Raw genomic sequence first — 17,201 nt, 5'->3', positions numbered from 1 at the left:
GACAATGATAAACGAGAACCGGGATGGTCACCCATATGGAAGACCTCTGCGTCTACGCCGACAGGCCCTTCGCGTTCGTCGCCCGCTATCTCAAGCGGCGGGCGCTGCCGCATCTGGTGATCCTGTTCGCCGTCCTCGGAGCCGTCGGGTTCTCGGTGAGCACGGATTACGCACTCAAGGGGGTCGTTGATGCCTTGAGCAAGGGGCCCAGCGCGGGCCTGATCTGGGGTGCTCTGGCGGTCCTCATCGCCTTCATCGCCGCCGACAACATGCTCTGGCGTGTGGCGAGCCTCGTGGGATCCTTCACCTTCGTCGGTGTGACGGGCGATATCCGCCGCGACCTGTTCCGGCACATGACCGGCCATTCGCCGTCCTTCTTCGCCGACCGGCAGCCAGGTACACTGGCGTCGCGCATCACGGCGACCTCGAACGCGATCTTCACGGTCGAGAACATGTTCGTGTTCAACGTGATGCCGCCCTGCGTGGCGGCCTTCCTGTCGATCGTCTACATCGGCACCGTCAACCTCACCATGGCGGGCGTCCTGGCCGGCATCTTCGCCGCCGTCGTCGTCCTGATGTTCAAGATGGCGGCTGCGGGGAAGCCGCTCCATCACGACTTCGCCGCCAAGGCCGCGAGCGTCGACGGTGAGATGGTCGACCTCGTCGGCAACATGCCGCTCGTCCGCGCCTTCTCGGCGTTCAAGCGAGAGTACAAGCGGTTCGACGGCACGATCGGCGTCGAGATGCGGTCGCGCCGCTCCTCGCTGCTCTACCTCGAAAAGCTGCGGATCGTTCACGCCATCCTCACGGTCTTCGCCGTGCTGGGATTACTCTACTGGGCCATCACCATGTGGGAAGCGGGGCAGGCCACCAACGGTCAGGTGGTCCTCGTCTGCACCCTCGGCATCCGCATCCTCGCCGCCACTCGCGACCTCGCGGTGGCCCTGGTGGATGCGACCCAGCACACGGCGCGGCTCGCGGAGGCCCTGCATACGCTGCTTCAGCCGCATGACCTGATCGACCATCCGGAGGCCATGCCGCTGTCGGGAACGGGCGCCGAGATCGATTTCGATCATGTGGCCTTCTCCTATCCCGATGGCCGCGCGGTGTTCACGGATTTCAACGTGAAGATCGAGGCCGGCCAGCGCATCGGCCTCGTCGGCAAGTCGGGTGGCGGCAAATCCACCTTGTTCTCGCTGCTCCAGCGCTTCTACGAGGTGCAGGGTGGGAAGATCCTGCTCAACGGCCAGGACATCAACCGCGTGACCCAGGATTCCCTGCGCGAGGCCATCACGGTGGTGCCGCAGGACGTCTCGATGTTCCACCGGACGCTGCGCGAGAACATTCGCTACGGGCGTCCGGACGCGTCGGACGAGGATGTCTGGAAGGCCGCCGCCGCGGCGCACTGCACCGATTTCATCGAGGCGCTGCCGGAAGGGTTCGACACCATCGTGGGCGACCGCGGCGTGAAGCTGTCCGGTGGTCAGCGGCAGCGCATCGCCATCGCCCGCGCGATCCTGAAAGATTCGCCGATCCTGCTGCTCGACGAGGCCACTTCGGCCCTCGACGCGGATTCCGAGGAGGCGATCCGGCACGCGCTCGCCAACCTGATGAAGGGGCGCACCGTCATCGCCATCGCTCATCGTCTCTCGACGCTGAAGGATTTCGACCGGATCGTGGTGCTGGAGGGCGGCCGCATCATTCAGGACGGCTCACCGGACAAGCTCACGCATCTCGATGGCTTCTATCGCGAGTTGATGAAGAAGGAATCGATGTCGATGGCGCTCGCCGCCGCTTGACCGATCAGCCGCGCGAAGCTGCCCCGACCCCCTCGATCGCGCGGCCGAGTGTCTGAAAGAACACCGCACCCTCCACCATCCGGGGTGGGGTTAGGGAAAAGCCGGTGGCATAGATCACCGGCAAGGTCGGTCGGATATTTCGATGGGCTTCGGCGGGTTGCCACCCATCCATCGCACCCGCTAACCGGATATCCGTGAACAGGATGTCGATCCGGTCTCCGCTCATCAGGATGTCGAGGGCGATCTCGGCGGTGATGGCCGGGACCACGTCGTATCCGACATCGTCGCAGTGAGCCGTGACGACGTCGAGACGCAGCACCTCGTCCTCCACGATGAGGGCTCGCATGGCGGATGCTCGATCTTCCGCCGACGCCCCCGTTCGGGTGAGGCGCAGGTCTGATACACGGGAGAGCCTCTTTCCCCGTCACCCGCACATCGACCGCCGTAGAGCAAAATCACCCGCGCGGGGTGAGTGTCGCAGCCGGCCGGCATCCGAGCGTGAACGATCCGTTCGGAATGCGAAACGGCCGCGCCGGACCGCAGTCGCGTTCGGCTACTCGACGACGAGCTTGTAGCTTTGTCCCGCCCGGATGACGGCGCCACGCTCCAACTCGTTGAGGACGAGGAAGCGGTCCAGGGGACGATCGGGAACCACCATCCTGCGGGCCATCTCGTCGGCCGTATCGGCCGGCCCGGCGGCCACGACCTGGATGCGTAGGGGGCGCAGGGACTTCACCTCGTCGGGGCCGATGCCGGACAGGCTTTCGGTCCAGCGCCGGAATGCATTGTCGGGATCCGTGCTGCCCTTGGCGGCCATGATCATGCGGAAGGTGGTCTCTCCGACACGGATGGCGGCGAGGCGGAAGGTCCAGTCCTTGCCGCGCGACATCGCCGTCACCGCCGAGTTGCCGGCGATCATGCGATTCTCCACCGAGCTTGCCTCGATGCTGTCGCTCCAAGTGGCGCGCAGCACTTCCTCCAGGCTCTGGCCCACATGGCTCTCGACCTGATCGAACAGAAGGCGGCGGCTCCCCTCCCCCGTGGTACCGAGGACAGCGTTGCGCGTGTTCTCGATGGTGAACCCCTCCGGCACCTCGAAGGCGATACCGAGGCTCGGATGGAGGAAGCGACGGCCCTTGACGATACCGTCACCCGGATTGTCGCCATAGGCGATCCCGTCGATGGCGGTGAGGTAGCGGGCACGCTCATCGACACCGAGGCCCGGCGCACCGATGAGGCGCGCGGCGCGGGTGACGAGATTGATCCGTTCACTGGTGCCGGGATGGGTGGCGAGCATGTCGGGCTCACCCGCCATACCGGTCCCGGTCTTCATGTTGGTGGTACGGTTGAGGGAGTTGAGGAACCGCCCCGCGCCGAATGGATCGTAGCCCGCACGCGCCAGGGTCCGAACGCCGATCCCGTCCGCCTCGAGTTCCTGATCTCGGGAGAAACGGGCCAGGGCGAACTTCGACTGGCTCTGGAGTTGCGCGCCCGTGGCCGGATCGTTGAGCACGTCGGCGACCACCCGGCTCACCAGCTGGGAGCGCAGGGCGAGTTCGGTGCGCGCCGTGGCATGGCGCAGGGTAACGTGGGCGATCTCATGGGCGAGGACGGCGGCGATCTCCGACGTGTCGCTGGCGAGCGCGAGCAAGCCCCTCGTCACGTAGAGACGGCCATTCGGCAGCGCGAAGGCATTGATGACCGGCGAATCGAGCAACGTGACCGCGTAGGTCTCTTCGGGGCGGTCGGTGGCCTTCACCAGCCTGTCGGTCACCTCGGTCAGCAGGCGTAGAGCCGCCGGCGAGCGGTACTCCCCACCGAAGGACGCCACGAGCTTGGCATGGTCGGCATCGGACGCGGTCCGCTCTCGGCCGGTGGTCCGGGGCGCCTCGATGGGAACCTTGATCGCCGCCGGTTGCAGGACCACGCCGCCCTGGTCGGAGCTGCATCCGGTCAGGATGAGTGTCGAGACGAGCAGCCCGGCTCGGACCGCCCCATATCCGCGATGTCGTGTCTGCCCCCCGCTCATACCGTTCAGCGCCGAAGCGTCCGCTCCTCATCCAGAACTTCGATCATGTCCGCGCTCGCGATGTCGAGGGTGGGGCCGCGCCACGCTTCGACGATCCCCCGAACCCTAACGAGGCGTCCCCGCAGCGTGGCCACACTCAGACCACGTTCGTGCAACCGCCGCCAAGTGCGCTTCGACACTGTGACCGTCAAGCCGTCCTCGCCCCGTCGGACGAAGTCGAGATAAGTCCGTGTCGGACGCTCGCCGACATTCACGACCCGGCCTTGCGCCACGATGAAATGCCCCGTCTGCTCCCGCAACGCGGCACCGTCCCGGCCCTCGCGAACACCCGCACGCCACAACCCGCGCGCTGCCGAACGAGCCCCGGATTCCAGGGCCAGAAGCGCCGGCCGGCAGAGCGTATCGCGTTCCCCCGCATCCGCATAAGCGAGCCCCTCAGCGATCAGGCCACCGGCCAGATCGACGGCCTCGCCGGAAACGGCCGCATCCACATGGACGCGTCCCCAACGGTCGATCTCGCCGCGCGGCACGAGGGTCAGCGTACGGTCCCGATAGTTGAGCATCCAGACACGCGCCGCGCCATCGTCCTCCACCGGCCAGCGGATCCCATCGAGAACGGCGCGGTCACCCGAGGTCAGTATCATCTCGCCGCGCTCCCCGAGCCCGGTGAGCGCCTCCTGTCGGGTCGGCCCGCTCCTGCATTCGGGCGCGACGGAGCGTGCCGCCTCGGCTCGCGCCGCCCCGGCGAGGACCAGCGCCACGCTCGCTCCCCTCAGGATGCGTCCAGTCCGCCGCCCGATCCTCACGCGCCGCATCCTCGTCCGCCCGGTTCCGTACCGGATCCACCAGACACCATTGTGCGGCGTCGCAGCGCAGCAAAACAAGGAAGCGAGGGGACGGCCGGCTGGTTTACCCCGTTCTGCGGCCGGTAAGTCACACCGGTCGAACGGCCCGAACCTCTTCGCCGGAGACGTCACGGCGACGCGGCGGGGACATCCCTTGATTCCCTTCCCGGCGGTTCCCACCTGACGGCGATCGGCTGCGGGCCCCTCTGGCGGATGCGCGTCCACGCCTTCCGTGATGTCGGAGCCGATGCTTTCCTGCGTCTCGCAAAGCATCGACGGTCCGAAATGGTCGACTTCCTCTTCATCGAATGGCTCGGCAAGCCTGTCTGGATGTGGCTCGGCTTCCATGCCCTGGTCGCGGGCCTTCTCGCCTTCGATCTCGGCCTATTGCACCGGGACAAGGATCACGAGATCGGCGTGAAGGAGAGCCTTCTCCTCACGGCGTTCTATTTCAGCCTCGGCCTCGCCTTCGGCGGCTGGATCTGGTGGTATTTCGGCGCCCAGCCGGCGCAGGAATATATCGCCGGCCTCGTGGTCGAGAAGTCGCTGTCCATGGACAACGTCTTCGTCATCGCCGTCATCCTTACCTCCCTCGGCATTCCCCGCGCCGCCCAGCACAGGGTTCTCGTCTGGGGCATCCTCGCGGCCGTTCTCCTGCGCGGGCTGATGATCGGGCTCGGCGCCGCCCTGGTGCATCAGGCCGCCTGGGTCCTGTCGATTTTCGCCGCCTTTCTGATCTTCGCCGGCCTCAAGATGCTGTTCGGCAGGGAAGAAGAGGCCGGCGACATCCAGGACAACGCGATGGTGCGGATGTTGCGCAAGGTGATGCGGATCACCCCCGAGATGCACGGCCAACGCTTCGTCGTCCGCAAGCCGGATCCCGAGACCGGCAAGTCTGTGTTGTGGTTTACCCCCCTCGCCCTCGGTCTGATCCTGGTGAACGGCGCCGACGTGATCTTCGCCGTCGACAGCGTCCCGGCGATCTTCGCCATCACCACCGACACCTTCGTCGTCTACACCTCGAACATCTTCGCGATCCTCGGCCTGCGCGCGTTGTATTTCGCTCTGGCCGCCATGGTCGACCGCTTTGCCTACCTAAAGACGGCGCTCGCTTTCATCCTCATCTTCATCGGCACCAAGATCGTCGTCGCCGACACGTTCGACCTCGTCCACGTACCGCCATGGGTCTCGCTGGCGGTGACGCTGGTGCTCCTTGCCGGAGGCGTCGGCTACAGCCTGTGGCGCACGCGGGACATTGCCAAGCACGAGAGCGCCGAGGGCGTGTCGCAACGCGCCTGACGGGATGGACCCCGTCATTCCAGCGTCCGCATTCACCTGCGCGACGCCGTGTGACGGCGCCGCTTAACGTGACGGCAATCCGGCCAGGAGGTCTCGCAACGTCGTGATGGTGGACGCATCGGCGACGCCGTCCACGCGGTCCTGCCTGAACCTGCGCTGGAAAGCGGTGACCACGGCCTTCGTTCGCGGATCGAAGATCCCGGTTACCGGAATGGCGTAGCCATAGAGCGCGAACATCGCCTGCAGCGCTTCGATCGGCTGGCCGGCATCGCCCTCGGCGAAGAAGCGTCCATCGCGAATGGGTGCCGCCGGGACGTGATGTCCGACCCCGGCGGCCGCCAGGCGATCCCAGGGGAAATGCTCGCCGGGATCCTCCTTGCGGTCCGGCGCCACGTCGGAATGCGCCAACACCTGCCAAGGTGCGATGCCCCAGCGCACGATGATGTCCCGGCAGAGCGCGATCACCGCGTCGATCTGTACGGTGGGGTAAGGCGGCAAGCCGCCGACATGCCCGCCATTGACGATCTCGACCCCGATGGAGCGCGAGTTGATGTCGCGCTCCATTCCTGAGGCCGTGCGGCCCCATGCGCCCGCGCCGGCATGCCAGGCGCGGCGCGATTCAGGCACCATCTGAATGACCCGTCCGTCCTCCAGTACGACGTAATGCGCCGAGACCTGTGAGATCGGATTCGCGAGGCGCTGCAGGGCGGCGGCCGCATTCTCCATCCCGGTATAATGCAGAAGCAGCATGGTCGGCGGGCCGCCCTTACGTTCGCCGTGGTTGGGCGACGGCATCACGCTGGTCCCCACCGGACTTTCTGGCGTGGGCTTCATGCGGCTGCTCTCCCGTTGCGCGTCAGCGCAGCCGTCGCTCGGCGGCGATCCGGTCATAGGCGGCGTTGATCGCGGCGAGCCGCGCGGTGGCGATCGTCACCGCCTCGGGCGGAACGCCGCGGGCGATCGCCCGGTCGGGGTGGTTCTCCATCGCCAGGGCGCGATGCCGGGCTTTCACCTCGGCGTCGCTCGCCTCACGGTCGAGATCGAGGACGAGGTAGGGATCGTCGGCGAGACGCACGTGACGCGCCGCGATGCGCCGGAAGGCGACATCGTCGAACCCGAAGGTTTCGGCGACGGCACGGAGGTAGCGCTCTTCCGCCTCGTGAATCGCACCATCGGCCTTGGCGATGTGGAACAGGCCGTCCAGGACGTCTTCCAGCAGGGCCGGTTCATCGCGAAACGCCGTCGCCATCTGTCGCGCATAGGCCTCGAACCCTGCCGAGGTGCCCTTGGCGAGGTCGAACAGGCGCTGGACCCCGGGCTTCTCCCGTTCGCTCACCTGGACGACCTTGGCGAAGGCTTCGACCTCGGAGGGCGTCACCACCCCGTCGGATTTCGCCATCTTGGCCGCGAGCGCCACGAGGCCGGTGGTGAAGACCACGTCCCTCGGCGTCGCGCCAAACAGTGCCCCTTCCCGATCCACCAGGAAGTGCCCCGCGACCCCGCCCACCAACCCGCCGATCGGTCCGCCGATGGCGAGACCAATTCCGGCGCCACCGAGCTTGCCCCAGATGCCGACGCTCACGCCGCGCCACCATCAACGGCACGGGAAACGCTTCGGAAAAAGGGAATGAGAGGGTCGTGAGGCAGCATCGGCATCGCGGGGTATCGTCGACCGGCCATCCGCCGGGTCAGTCCCGCATACGGCAATTTTCCCCTATCCGTCCTGTCCCCGACACATGAAAAAGGGCCGAGGCATGCGCCCCGGCCCTCGACTCCTCCCCGACAGGGGACCGATGTCAGCGGCAGTACACGTCGCCGTAAGCGTCGCGGTAGGTGCCGTAGGGGCAGCGCGGGGCCGTGCCGGCACCGATGATCGCACCGCTGGCTCCGCCGATGGCCGCACCGGCCAGAGCGCCGCCCGCACGACCGGTGGCAGCGCCGCCGATGGCTGCGCCGGCCAGAGCGCCGAGGCCGGCGCCGCCGAGAGCACGATCCTGCGGCGTATTGCAGGCGCCGAGGGAGAGGGCGAGCGCCCCGGCGAGGGTAGCGGCAATGAGCTTCTTCATGGTCCCGAGACTCCCTTGTGCGTTTTGTGGCCCGGCTTATCGCCGTGGTGACCTTGCGCAACTTAGCTTAGCCATTCCTTTCGTGGAATGCACAGGGTGAGGGTACGGTTCCAGCCACGCTTTCCGTTCCGGCAAAAAACCCTCTACTGATGCCCGCCAGACACCTTGGGCGCCCATCGCCGGACGCCCGGAAGTAACCCAGGACTGTTTCGAGGAAGTCATGCTGCGTGCCACCGCTATCGTCCGCAAAGCCGCCATTCGCCCCGATTCCGTGGCGGACACCGTGACTCTCGATCATGCGGGACGCCAGGGAGCGGCCGCGATCCTCACCGGTGCAGGAGGAGTGAGCTTCACTCTGGCGCTGGCGCACGCTGCCTCTGTCGAGGATGGCGATGCGTTTCGTCTCGAGGACGGGCGCCTTGTGACCGTTCGTGCGGCTTCGGAATCCCTGCTCGAAGTGCGGGCGGAGAATCCGGCTCGCCTGTTGCGGCTGGCTTGGCAGCTCGGCGGCAACCACGTCCCGGCGGAGATCGGTTCCGAGGTCCTGTATGTGCCGGCGACGTCGGCCAACGCCGAACTGGTCCGTGGGCAGGGCTGCGCCGCGACCCCTGTGTCGCGGGCCTTCAAGCCCGAGCGCGATGCGCACGACCACAGTCAGTGCGGACATGATCATGGGCACCACCACCATCACTGAACCGCCTGAAAAGGGTGAGGGTGATGAGGCTCGCAACCCGCCTCATCACCCTCAAACAGATCGAACGGTCCTGTCGGGCGCCCTAAGATTGGTTCAGCGCCATGCGCGACCCGGCTTTCAGTTCACGCCGAGCAGTTCGACGTCGAAGATGAGCGTGGCGTTCGGCGGGATCAGGCCACCGGCGCCGCGCGCGCCATAGCCGAGGTCGGAGGGGATGATGAGCGTGCGCTTGCCGCCGACCTTCATCGTGGCGACCCCTTGGTCCCAGCCGCCGATGACCTGTCCGACGCCGAGGGTGAAGCTGAAGGGCTGGCCACGGTCACGTGAGGAATCGAACTTCTTGCCGGGCTTGCCACCCTCGTCGAGCCAGCCGGTGTAGTGGACGCTGACCTTCTTGCCGGTCTGCGGCGATGGGCCGGTTCCGACGACTTCGTCGCGATATTGCAGGCCCGAAGGCGTGGTCACGGTCTCGGCGGATGCGGAAGCGGTCATGGCGATCAACAAGGCTCCGGTAAGGGCAAGAAGCGGACGACGCATGCGGATGGTTCCTGTCTGGCGTGCCGAACCGGCCGAGTAGCACGGCTGTGCCCGCGCGTCAGCGCCTGCCCAGAATCCGCTTGATCAGCGCCTTGGCGTCCCGTTCGATCATGGCGAGGCGAATGCGCGGATCGACGGGGAACAGGCGGGACGCCCCGCTCGGGGCGGCGACGATCTCGCAGATCGTCTCCCGGTCGGGAAAGACATCCTCCAGGACGGAGCCCGCCAGCGTCGCCGAATCGAGGCGCCGGGCGAATTCCGTCTCGTGCAGCGTCGCGATGATCTGTGCCTCCAGCACGAGTCCCGGAGCGCTGGAACGCTCGGTCTCGTCGTAGGTCGTCTTCAACAGGGTGGCCGTGCCGCCCGCCAGGAGGGCGAGGCTGATCGACAGGGGACGGCCGTCCAGCCGAAGGGTATCGGCGCGCAGGCCGACCGGGCCGTTCGCATCGGCGAACAGGGCTCGCGCGAAAGCCTCGTGCTGCGGGCGACAGGACAGCGCCGTCCCGGCCCTGCCCTTCCATCCCGCCCGTTCCAGGGCGAGGAAGCCGGCGACGGCATCGCGCAGGGATTGGCCGTGAGTGGCGACATCGAGGCTGACCGTGCCACGCTTCGACAGGCGCCGATGGCGACGGCGCAGATCCTTCATACGCGACCGGTGCGGATGGCCTGCGAGGAAGGCGGCGTGTGACGTACGGCGCTCCAGGATCGGCCGCTCGAAACGGTGGGCGATACCGTACTGCCAGCCCGCGCGATCCATCGCTGCCAGAAGTTCGCCACCGAGCTTTGTCGAGGTGGGAAGCAGCGGCCAGCGCCAGACGCGGCCCTCGGAGGCGGATCGCAGACCCGTCACCAGCAAGTCGAGAATCTCCGGCAGATCCGGGTCGTCGGCGACGAGCGGGCTCGTCTGCGTGATGAAGGGCGAGAGGAAGGGCCGCGCCACCTTCGATCCCAGTCCGCTGACATCGCGCTTGAATCCGAAGGGCAGCAGCGCATCGAGGCCGCCCGGCCCTCGCACCGCAACGAAGGCGAGGCTCGCATCGGCGAGTCCCGCAATGCGGTGGGCCGCCATCACATGGCGGCTGTAGTGCGGATGCGTGGTGAGCGCCCGGCCCATCAGCGCGTCCCAGGCATCGGGGTCGGCGGCCAAGTCCGCGTAGGACACGATCGAGACGGAGCGTCGACCCTTCACCCCTTGAAGGTCCGTTTTCATGAATGGGCGCGGCCGGAAAACGGGAGGACCGGCGTGACGATGCCGTGCACGAGGAAAGCCGCCACCGCCATGCCAGCTCCGCGAAGGGCGGTGGCCAGCGCCATGGCGATGGCGGCTCCCATGACGCCCATCGCCGGGACGAGGGCCACACATAGGAGGGCTGCCACGGCCAGCATCGCCAGGGTGATGGCGGCGCCGAGACGCTCGCCATCGATCATGGTCAGCAGATCCTCGCCGGGCCCGAACAGGCTGGCGCCGACATGACCCGCCACCAGCACGGCAAGGAGCGGGACGCTCCCGCCGAATTCCGGCCCGAACATCGCGAGCAGGAATGGCCCCGCTGCGACGATGATGAGACCGACCGTCACCGTGGCGGCCAAGGTGAGCCGAGCCTGGATGCGGACGAACCGTTTCAGACCCGCACCATTCCCGGATGCATGGATGGCGGCAAAGCGCTGAGCGGTGGCCGCGGACGCCGCATACTGCACGAAGGGGACGAATTGCTGGATCCGCGTCGCGACGAAGTAGAGGCCCACCGCCGTCGGCGGCATCAGCATACTGAGGACGACCACGTCGATCATATTGAAGGCCGAATGCGCGAGATCCGCCACTCCGATCGGGAGGCAGGCGCGGAGCCAGGCCCGCCAACGATAGCGCGGGATCTCCGAGGACAGGATCGCGCGAAGACGAAGGATCACGATCCATGCCTGGACCGCCAGGGCGATGCCCGTGGCCGCCAGGGTGCAGGCGACCGCAACCCACGCCTCGGCGGGTGCACCGATGGCGACCGCGCCCAGCATGGCCGCCATGATGAGCCCCTGGCGGAGGAGATAGGGTGGCGCGATGGCGAGCACCGCCCAGTTCTGGCTGCGGGCGACGCCCTCGAGATAATCCTGAAGGGTGAAGAACGGCAGCACGAGCGCGGCGAGGAGCAACGGCCCGGCATACGGCCCGTTGAGAAGGGTACCGTGCATCCAGACCAGCGCGAGACCGAGGCATGCGACGGCGCATGCGCACGCACCGGTCACCCATGCGCCCCCGATGAGGAACCCACAGACATGGGCAAGGTCGCCCCTGGCCTGATCGGCGGGCAGAAAGCGGCAGGCGCCCTGGGCGAATCCCAGGGTCGAGGAATGACCCAGGATGGCGATCCAGACCCAGATCGAGGCGAAGATACCGTATTCCGTCCGCCCCATCACGCGCGCCATCAGCACCTGCGCCCCGTAGGCGAAGAGGGCGGCCGCGATACGGATGGCGAAGACGTCAAGGGCTGCCCCCGCGGCACCTGCGCGGAACGTCCTGAAGCGGACGATCGCCGCGCCGAGGGTACGCCTCGTCGTCCCGTCCGTCGCTAATCCCACGTCGCCCCTCTGAGATCTGAAGTCCGATCCTGGTGCCTCATTCCGGAAACGGGAGCCAGTTCTCGGACATGGTCACGCAATACGGGGACTTTTACGGTTTCGTTCTGCCGCCGATCTGGAAGGCGAGGCCCGTTGGGATGGCGAACGGAAACGCGGCGCGCCGGAGCCGGTGCGCGTCACGGTTTATCCTGAACCGACACACCGTCGCTCCGTGGCTGCGACGGCGGCTTGACCGACGCATCCTTCGGCGGTGCGACGATCAGGGCCGGTGAACCGGCCGTCCCCGTCGCGGCCGGGTCGGGCTGGAGCAGCGAAAGCGTGATCGCCCGCGTCACATGTTCGGCCATGCAACGCAGACCGAGGTCGTTGAGGCGAAACTGACGCCCCAGCATGTGCGCTTCGCCCTTGTCACTGCTCCCGGACAGGTAGCGCATCGCCTCGTAGCGCTGCACCAGGGGAACGCCTTCGCGCAAGGCCACCTCCTGCACCTTGCGGACGATGCTGCTGTAATACTCGTCCTGCGCCAGCGACGCGGTATAAACGGGATTGACCAGCACCACGTCGATCTCGTGCGACTTGATCCACTGAACCGTTTCGTCGAGGGCACTCGCGAAGGCATCGAGATCGACCCGGGCGAGTGCATCGTGGGTGCCGACCTGCCAGACCACGAGGTCGGGCTCCACCTCCGCCACCATGCCGCGCAGGCGCTCCGCCGCGCCGGAGGCGATCTCGCCCTGCATGCCCCGGCTCTCGACCTCCACATCCACGTTGGGAAGCGACCGTTCCAGCGCCGTCTCCAACTTGACCGGATAGGTCGCCGAGGCTCCGGCACCGGCCGAAGACGATCCGATGGCGAGGACCCGCACCGGACGCTTCTCCTTGAGCGCCGCCTTCACCGAACTCAAGCGGGCGAGGGTGTAGAGCTTCGAGCCAGGAACCCGGCATTCGGGGGACAGGCTCACATCGACGGCCTCCGACGCCTCGCCGCCGGGAGCAGGCGCCGCCGCGGTCGGCGGTGAGATGATCGTCGCGCCGCCTTCCGCCCCGGCCTGCGATGATCCGGCGATCATTCCCAGGGAAGCGAGGCCGAGGGAGATCAGGAGTGCCGAGGTTTGCGCGAGCGCCATTCGACGAACCATGCAGTGAAGCCCAGAGCGAACAAACCGAATCCTATGACGCCGACATCCACCAGGATGCCGCCCCCCGTCCAAAACCGCACGAGTTGTGCGGCAAGGCTCAGGAGCGAACCGATGGAGAAGACTGCCAGTGAATTACGACCAAGTCCCGTCAAATATCGACCGACCGCACCGACATGCGGGATGACGAGGGCGTAGACGCCCTGGAAGGCCAGCAGCACCCCGATGAAATGGATGAGCCGGGCGGGCGACAGGTAGGTCTTGTCGAAGGAGAAGACGAGGCGCGGATCGGGAACGAGCAACGGATCGGGCCTAAGGTCGAACACCGACAGAACGATACCGAGCACGACGATGACGACACCCAAGGGCATCAGCCGCCGCGACCAGCGCCGGAGCGTGTCGGATCGGCGGTTCAGATCCTGCCCGACGAATCCGAGTACGAGCAGGAGCTGCCAGCACAAGGGATCGAAGAACCAATCCCCCTCCCCCGGCCAGGATGGCAGGTTCCATTCGAAGACGAGGCTCGCGGCATAGAGGGCGAAGGACAGGCCGAGCGCCGCGATCCGGCTCACCCGAGCCAGCAGGATGAAGACGGGTGCAATGCCCAGGAGCACGACATAGAGCGGCAGGATATTGAAGAAGCCGAGCTGATGCGTGAGCAGCACGAATCCGACGGTGGTCTGGATAGGGTCCGCGAAGAAGCCGCCGGCATTGTGCCATTCGAGGAGAAGAGGGTTGTCGAGAATCAAAGCTGTTCCGGCGATCATGGCCAGAGCGATCGCCATCGTCGTAATCTGAGCGCGGTAGACTTCGATGGTGCGAGAGAGGAGGCGGAGGACGCTCTTCAGGCGTGGTTCCGGTTGTCCGTCGCGCCCGCGCGTGGCGATCCCGATCGACCATCCGGCCAGGAACACGAACAGTTCCGCCGCATCCGAGATGCCGTATTGCGAATAGGTGTAGCGCTCGAACGTGTTGCCCGGGATGTGGTTCACGTAGATCGTCACGAGGGCGAGGCCGCGCCAGAAGTCGATCGCGTTCGGTTCGCGCATAAGGGATCCGAACTCCGGAATGTCGGGCGGGTTGGCAGGGTGCGAAGCGGAATCGGTCACCCCCTCGCAGCGTCACGGAACGGTCTGATAAGGCGGTACGCGGCAATCTGCAAAGGCCGTTTCCCGGCGCTGTCGCATGGGATGATTTCGCACTGTGGCGGATTTATCGGGGACAGGGACGGCGCGGAAACTTATGTTCAGCCGATGCCGTATCCACCGGACGTGTTGATGTCAGCCAGCCCCCCCCACGACGCCCAGCCGATTTCCACCGGGGTTCCTGGTCTCGATGCGATCCTGTCGGGAGGGTACGCCGCCCAGCGCGCCCATCTCGTCGAAGGACGGCCCGGCAGCGGCAAGACGACCCTCGGCCTCCAGTTTCTTCTCGACGGCGTCGCGACGGGCGAGACATGCCTCTACATCACCCTGTCGGAGAGCCGCCGCGAGTTGATGTCCGTGTCCGAGCGGCATGGCTGGTCGCTGGAAGGGATCGAGATCTACGAGCTCGTTCCACCGGAACTCAGCTTGGATTCGAAACTGCAGCAGAGCCTTGTCCATTCGTCCGACCTCGAACTGGGCGAAACCGTGCGGATGGCTCTCAGCGAGATGGAGCGGGTGAAGCCGAGCCGCGTCGTGTTCGACAGCCTGTCGGAGATCAGGCTTCTGTCACAGGGGTCGCTGCGTTACCGCCGCCAGGTCCTCGCGCTGAAGAGCTACTTCCTCCTTAACGACGTGACCGCGCTGATGCTCGACGATCTCAGCGCCGAACATGACGACCTCAACCTGCATTCCATCAGCCACGCCGTGATTCGCCTCGAACAGGTCACGCCGGCCTACGGTGCCCCGCGGCGGCGCGTCCACGTCATCAAGATGCGCGGCACGGAATATCAGGGCGGCTATCACGATTTCGTCATCCGGAAGGGCGGCATCCTAGTGCATCCGCGCCTGGTTGCCAGCGACCATTCATCCAGGTTCGAAACGGGCTCGGTGGAAAGCGGCGTCGCCGAACTCGATCAGGTTCTGGGCGGCGGCCTCGACCGGGGAACGACGAGCCTCATCATAGGGCCATCGGGCGCCGGCAAATCCACACTCGCCATGAGCTACCTGGTGGCCGCCCTCGACCGCGGCGAACGCGGCCTCATCATCAGCTTCGACGAAACGCGCGGCATCCTGCTGCAACGCGCCCGAAGCGTGGGAATGCCCCTGGTGGATTTCGTCGAGGCCGGATCGCTGCAGATCGAGCAGATCGATCCCGCGGACGTATCGCCCGGCGATTTCGCGGGGCGCATTCGGACGGCGGTCGAGCAGGACGCGGCCCAAATCGTCATCATCGACAGCCTGACCGGCTATATGACCGCCATGGCCGGCCAGCCCCACCTCGTCTTGCAGATGCACGAGCTCGTCACCTACCTGAACCAGCAGGGCGTCGTGACGATCCTAATCCTCGCCCAGCACGGCATGGTGGGGAAAATGGAATCGCCGGTTGACCTGACCTATGTCAGCGACACAGTCGTGATGCTGCGTTTCTTCGAGGCCGGCGGCCGGGTTCGCCGGGCCTTGTCCGTTCTCAAGAAGCGGACCGGTCCGCACGAGGACACGATCCGCGAGTTCAAGATCGATGCCGGCGGATTGCGGGTCGGCGAGCCCCTGCAAAAATTCCGCGGCGTTCTGACGGGCGTGCCCACCTATGACGGGAGTGGCGACAATCTCCTCGTCGAACGGATTGGGGCGGATGGAGAGACCCTGAACGAGCCCGGACGCGATGCCGCATCCTGAACCGGTCGTCCTGATCCTCGCGCCCCTGGGACGTGACGCGACGGTGGCCTCGGCGATTCTGGCGGAAGTGGGTATCGCCTCGGAGGCGATCTCGACCCTCGACGCCCTGGTGGCCGGCCTCGATGGCGCCGCCTGCGCGGTGATGACCGAGGAAGCCTTGCTGCGCTGGGACCGCAACGCCATCGCCCAATGGGTCGAAAGGCAGCCGCCCTGGTCGGACTTTCCCTTCGTGCTGCTCAGCTCACGCGGCGGTTCGCCGGATGTACGGTTGACCGAACTCCTGGGCAACGTGACCGTACTGGAACGGCCGTTCCACCCGGCGGTGCTGGCGAATGCGGTGCGCTCCGCCCTGCGGGCCCGGCGGCGGCAGCGCGAGGTTCAGGCCTATCTGGAGGAACGCCAGCGGACGCACGAGCGGCAGGCGCTGCTGATCCGTGAGCTTCATCACCGCGTCAAGAACACGCTCGCCACCGTCCAGGGGCTTCTCGGAGCGACCGCGCGCTCGACCAAGGACGTGAACACGTTCTATCAGTCGTTTTCGGACCGGATCGTCTCGCTGGGCAAGACGCATAACCTGCTCACCGAGGATTACTGGCAGACGGCCCCCTTGCGCGAACTGCTTCAGAACGAGCTCGGTCACTACAACGATGCGACCACGAGCCGGATCGTGCTCGATGGACCGGCGATCGAACTGGCCGCGGATCTCGCCGTCCCCACCGGCATGGCCATCCACGAACTGACCACCAATGCGACCAAGCACGGCGCGCTGTCGCTGCCCTCCGGTCGGATCGCGGTTCGCTGGAGCGTCGACCGGCGAGAGGCCGGGCGGGTGCTCGATCTAAGCTGGACGGAAACCGGCGGCCCTCCCGTGAAGCCGCCGGAGCGCAAGGGATTCGGCTCGACGCTGCTCCAGCGCGTCCTCGCGCAGCAATGCAATGCCGAAGTCGTCATCGCCTATGACGCCGAGGGTCTGCGGTTCCGGATGATCGCCCCCCTGCCGGAAGACCGGCTGGTGCCCGCCTACTGACCCGCCGGGATCAGGATTTCACGATCCGGTCGAGGCGGCCGTTGACGAAGAAGTACAGTTCCTTGGCGCCCGGCTCGCTGTAGAGCACCTGGACCTCGCGGCCGGAACGCCCCTCTCCGACCAGCACGTCCGTCGCGGGCTTTCCCTTGAGCCGGACGAGATCGCACTCGCCGATCCCGGGTTCGATCACGGTCGCGGTACCCGGCGCGGCCTGACTGCAGCTTCCATCGGCATTGAGGACCGGCCCCGTGACGCTCGGCGACGGGGACGGCGTGACGGCGACCGGAACCGGCACTCGCACCGGTGCTTCGCGCTCGCTGGTGGTGCAGGCACCGAGGAGAGCGAGGCTCGCGATATACGCGGCGGCCATTCTCAG

At 66.6% G+C, this 17,201-nt stretch carries 17 protein-coding genes; 5 read left to right on the top strand and 12 right to left on the bottom strand.

What is annotated here, in order from left to right:
- Positions 1–35 precede the first annotated feature (35 nt).
- Positions 36–1,799 (top strand): ABC transporter ATP-binding protein, encoded by a 1,764-nt coding sequence (locus MKK51_RS05975; protein ID WP_243975935.1) that lies wholly within the window; start codon positions 36–38, stop codon positions 1,797–1,799.
- Between the two features lie 4 nt (positions 1,800–1,803).
- Here MKK51_RS05975 and MKK51_RS05970 read toward each other — a convergent pair whose 3' ends face one another.
- From MKK51_RS05970 to MKK51_RS05960, 3 genes are all read right to left on the bottom strand, one after another.
- The gene (locus tag MKK51_RS05970; RefSeq protein WP_243975649.1) at positions 1,804–2,145 is read right to left on the bottom strand and encodes a response regulator; all 342 of its coding nucleotides are present in this window, start codon (positions 2,143–2,145) and stop codon (positions 1,804–1,806) included.
- Between the two features lie 207 nt (positions 2,146–2,352).
- Complete coding sequence (locus MKK51_RS05965; protein ID WP_243975647.1) at positions 2,353–3,828, bottom strand: M48 family metalloprotease; 1,476 nt, start codon at positions 3,826–3,828, stop codon at positions 2,353–2,355.
- A 5-nt stretch (positions 3,829–3,833) separates the two neighbouring features.
- Positions 3,834–4,643, bottom strand: coding sequence for a DNA-binding protein (locus MKK51_RS05960; protein WP_279600996.1), 810 nt, complete (start codon positions 4,641–4,643; stop codon positions 3,834–3,836).
- Between the two features lie 315 nt (positions 4,644–4,958).
- On the opposite strand from MKK51_RS05960, the gene MKK51_RS05955 reads away from it, so the two are divergent.
- Positions 4,959–5,972, top strand: a complete 1,014-nt coding sequence (locus MKK51_RS05955; protein WP_243975644.1) for a TerC family protein — start codon at positions 4,959–4,961, stop codon at positions 5,970–5,972.
- A 63-nt stretch (positions 5,973–6,035) separates the two neighbouring features.
- On the opposite strand, the gene MKK51_RS05950 is transcribed toward MKK51_RS05955, so the two are convergent.
- From MKK51_RS05950 to MKK51_RS05940, 3 genes are all read right to left on the bottom strand, one after another.
- The gene (locus MKK51_RS05950; RefSeq protein WP_243975643.1) at positions 6,036–6,806 is read right to left on the bottom strand and encodes an N-acetylmuramoyl-L-alanine amidase; all 771 of its coding nucleotides are present in this window, start codon (positions 6,804–6,806) and stop codon (positions 6,036–6,038) included.
- Positions 6,807–6,828: 22 nt separating this feature from the next.
- Positions 6,829–7,554, bottom strand: coding sequence for a TerB family tellurite resistance protein (locus tag MKK51_RS05945; RefSeq protein WP_243975642.1), 726 nt, complete (start codon positions 7,552–7,554; stop codon positions 6,829–6,831).
- A gap of 214 nt (positions 7,555–7,768) precedes the next feature.
- The gene (locus MKK51_RS05940) at positions 7,769–8,038 is read right to left on the bottom strand and encodes a hypothetical protein (protein WP_018042474.1); all 270 of its coding nucleotides are present in this window, start codon (positions 8,036–8,038) and stop codon (positions 7,769–7,771) included.
- Positions 8,039–8,258: 220 nt separating this feature from the next.
- Here MKK51_RS05940 and MKK51_RS05935 point away from each other — a divergent pair, with 220 nt between their 5' ends.
- Positions 8,259–8,732 (top strand): urease accessory protein UreE, encoded by a 474-nt coding sequence (locus tag MKK51_RS05935; protein ID WP_313898798.1) that lies wholly within the window; start codon positions 8,259–8,261, stop codon positions 8,730–8,732.
- A gap of 117 nt (positions 8,733–8,849) precedes the next feature.
- Here MKK51_RS05935 and MKK51_RS05930 read toward each other — a convergent pair whose 3' ends face one another.
- The 5 genes from MKK51_RS05930 to MKK51_RS05910 all read right to left on the bottom strand — a co-directional run bounded on the left by MKK51_RS05930 (position 8,850) and on the right by MKK51_RS05910 (position 14,025).
- Positions 8,850–9,269, bottom strand: coding sequence for an FKBP-type peptidyl-prolyl cis-trans isomerase (locus MKK51_RS05930; protein ID WP_243975641.1), 420 nt, complete (start codon positions 9,267–9,269; stop codon positions 8,850–8,852).
- Positions 9,270–9,327: 58 nt separating this feature from the next.
- Positions 9,328–10,479, bottom strand: coding sequence for a GNAT family N-acetyltransferase (locus MKK51_RS05925; protein WP_243975640.1), 1,152 nt, complete (start codon positions 10,477–10,479; stop codon positions 9,328–9,330).
- The gene (locus MKK51_RS05920) at positions 10,476–11,840 is read right to left on the bottom strand and encodes a lipopolysaccharide biosynthesis protein (protein WP_243975639.1); all 1,365 of its coding nucleotides are present in this window, start codon (positions 11,838–11,840) and stop codon (positions 10,476–10,478) included. The genes MKK51_RS05925 and MKK51_RS05920 overlap by 4 nt, the downstream gene beginning before the upstream one ends.
- Positions 11,841–12,016: 176 nt before the next feature.
- Positions 12,017–12,967, bottom strand: a complete 951-nt coding sequence (locus MKK51_RS05915) for an SGNH/GDSL hydrolase family protein (protein WP_243975638.1) — start codon at positions 12,965–12,967, stop codon at positions 12,017–12,019.
- Positions 12,937–14,025, bottom strand: a complete 1,089-nt coding sequence (locus MKK51_RS05910) for an OpgC family protein (RefSeq protein WP_243975637.1) — start codon at positions 14,023–14,025, stop codon at positions 12,937–12,939. The genes MKK51_RS05915 and MKK51_RS05910 overlap by 31 nt, the downstream gene beginning before the upstream one ends.
- 228 nt (positions 14,026–14,253) lie before the next feature.
- Between MKK51_RS05910 and MKK51_RS05905 the strand changes: the two genes are divergently transcribed.
- Positions 14,254–15,798, top strand: coding sequence for an ATPase domain-containing protein (locus MKK51_RS05905; protein ID WP_243975635.1), 1,545 nt, complete (start codon positions 14,254–14,256; stop codon positions 15,796–15,798).
- The gene (locus MKK51_RS05900) at positions 15,785–16,825 is read left to right on the top strand and encodes a sensor histidine kinase (protein WP_243975633.1); all 1,041 of its coding nucleotides are present in this window, start codon (positions 15,785–15,787) and stop codon (positions 16,823–16,825) included. The genes MKK51_RS05905 and MKK51_RS05900 overlap by 14 nt, the downstream gene beginning before the upstream one ends.
- A 10-nt stretch (positions 16,826–16,835) precedes the next feature.
- On the opposite strand, the gene MKK51_RS05895 is transcribed toward MKK51_RS05900, so the two are convergent.
- Positions 16,836–17,195: a hypothetical protein gene (locus tag MKK51_RS05895; protein ID WP_243975632.1), complete on the bottom strand. Its 360-nt coding sequence runs from the start codon at positions 17,193–17,195 to the stop codon at positions 16,836–16,838.
- Positions 17,196–17,201: the final 6 nt, after the last annotated feature.

The sequence above is a fragment of the Methylobacterium sp. E-045 genome (assembly GCF_022829685.1).
Lineage (GTDB): Bacteria > Pseudomonadota > Alphaproteobacteria > Rhizobiales > Beijerinckiaceae > Methylobacterium.
Note: the sequence above shows the minus strand (reverse complement) of the source record. Positions and strands in the feature narration are given on the sequence as shown.

Bases quoted from the DNA above. Each gene is read 5' to 3' on its own strand.
- MKK51_RS05975 (WP_243975935.1), top strand. From the start codon at position 36: ATGGAAGACCTCTGCGTCTACGCCGACAGGCCCTTCGCGTTCGTCGCC.
- MKK51_RS05970 (WP_243975649.1), bottom strand. From the start codon at position 2,145: ATGCGAGCCCTCATCGTGGAGGACGAGGTGCTGCGTCTCGACGTCGTC.
- MKK51_RS05965 (WP_243975647.1), bottom strand. From the start codon at position 3,828: ATGAGCGGGGGGCAGACACGACATCGCGGATATGGGGCGGTCCGAGCC.
- MKK51_RS05960 (WP_279600996.1), bottom strand. From the start codon at position 4,643: ATGCGGCGCGTGAGGATCGGGCGGCGGACTGGACGCATCCTGAGGGGA.
- MKK51_RS05955 (WP_243975644.1), top strand. From the start codon at position 4,959: ATGGTCGACTTCCTCTTCATCGAATGGCTCGGCAAGCCTGTCTGGATG.
- MKK51_RS05950 (WP_243975643.1), bottom strand. From the start codon at position 6,806: ATGAAGCCCACGCCAGAAAGTCCGGTGGGGACCAGCGTGATGCCGTCG.
- MKK51_RS05940 (WP_018042474.1), bottom strand. From the start codon at position 8,038: ATGAAGAAGCTCATTGCCGCTACCCTCGCCGGGGCGCTCGCCCTCTCC.
- MKK51_RS05935 (WP_313898798.1), top strand. From the start codon at position 8,259: ATGCTGCGTGCCACCGCTATCGTCCGCAAAGCCGCCATTCGCCCCGAT.
- MKK51_RS05930 (WP_243975641.1), bottom strand. From the start codon at position 9,269: ATGCGTCGTCCGCTTCTTGCCCTTACCGGAGCCTTGTTGATCGCCATG.
- MKK51_RS05925 (WP_243975640.1), bottom strand. From the start codon at position 10,479: ATGAAAACGGACCTTCAAGGGGTGAAGGGTCGACGCTCCGTCTCGATC.
- MKK51_RS05915 (WP_243975638.1), bottom strand. From the start codon at position 12,967: ATGGCGCTCGCGCAAACCTCGGCACTCCTGATCTCCCTCGGCCTCGCT.
- MKK51_RS05910 (WP_243975637.1), bottom strand. From the start codon at position 14,025: ATGCGCGAACCGAACGCGATCGACTTCTGGCGCGGCCTCGCCCTCGTG.
- MKK51_RS05905 (WP_243975635.1), top strand. From the start codon at position 14,254: ATGTCAGCCAGCCCCCCCCACGACGCCCAGCCGATTTCCACCGGGGTT.
- MKK51_RS05900 (WP_243975633.1), top strand. From the start codon at position 15,785: ATGCCGCATCCTGAACCGGTCGTCCTGATCCTCGCGCCCCTGGGACGT.
- MKK51_RS05895 (WP_243975632.1), bottom strand. From the start codon at position 17,195: ATGGCCGCCGCGTATATCGCGAGCCTCGCTCTCCTCGGTGCCTGCACC.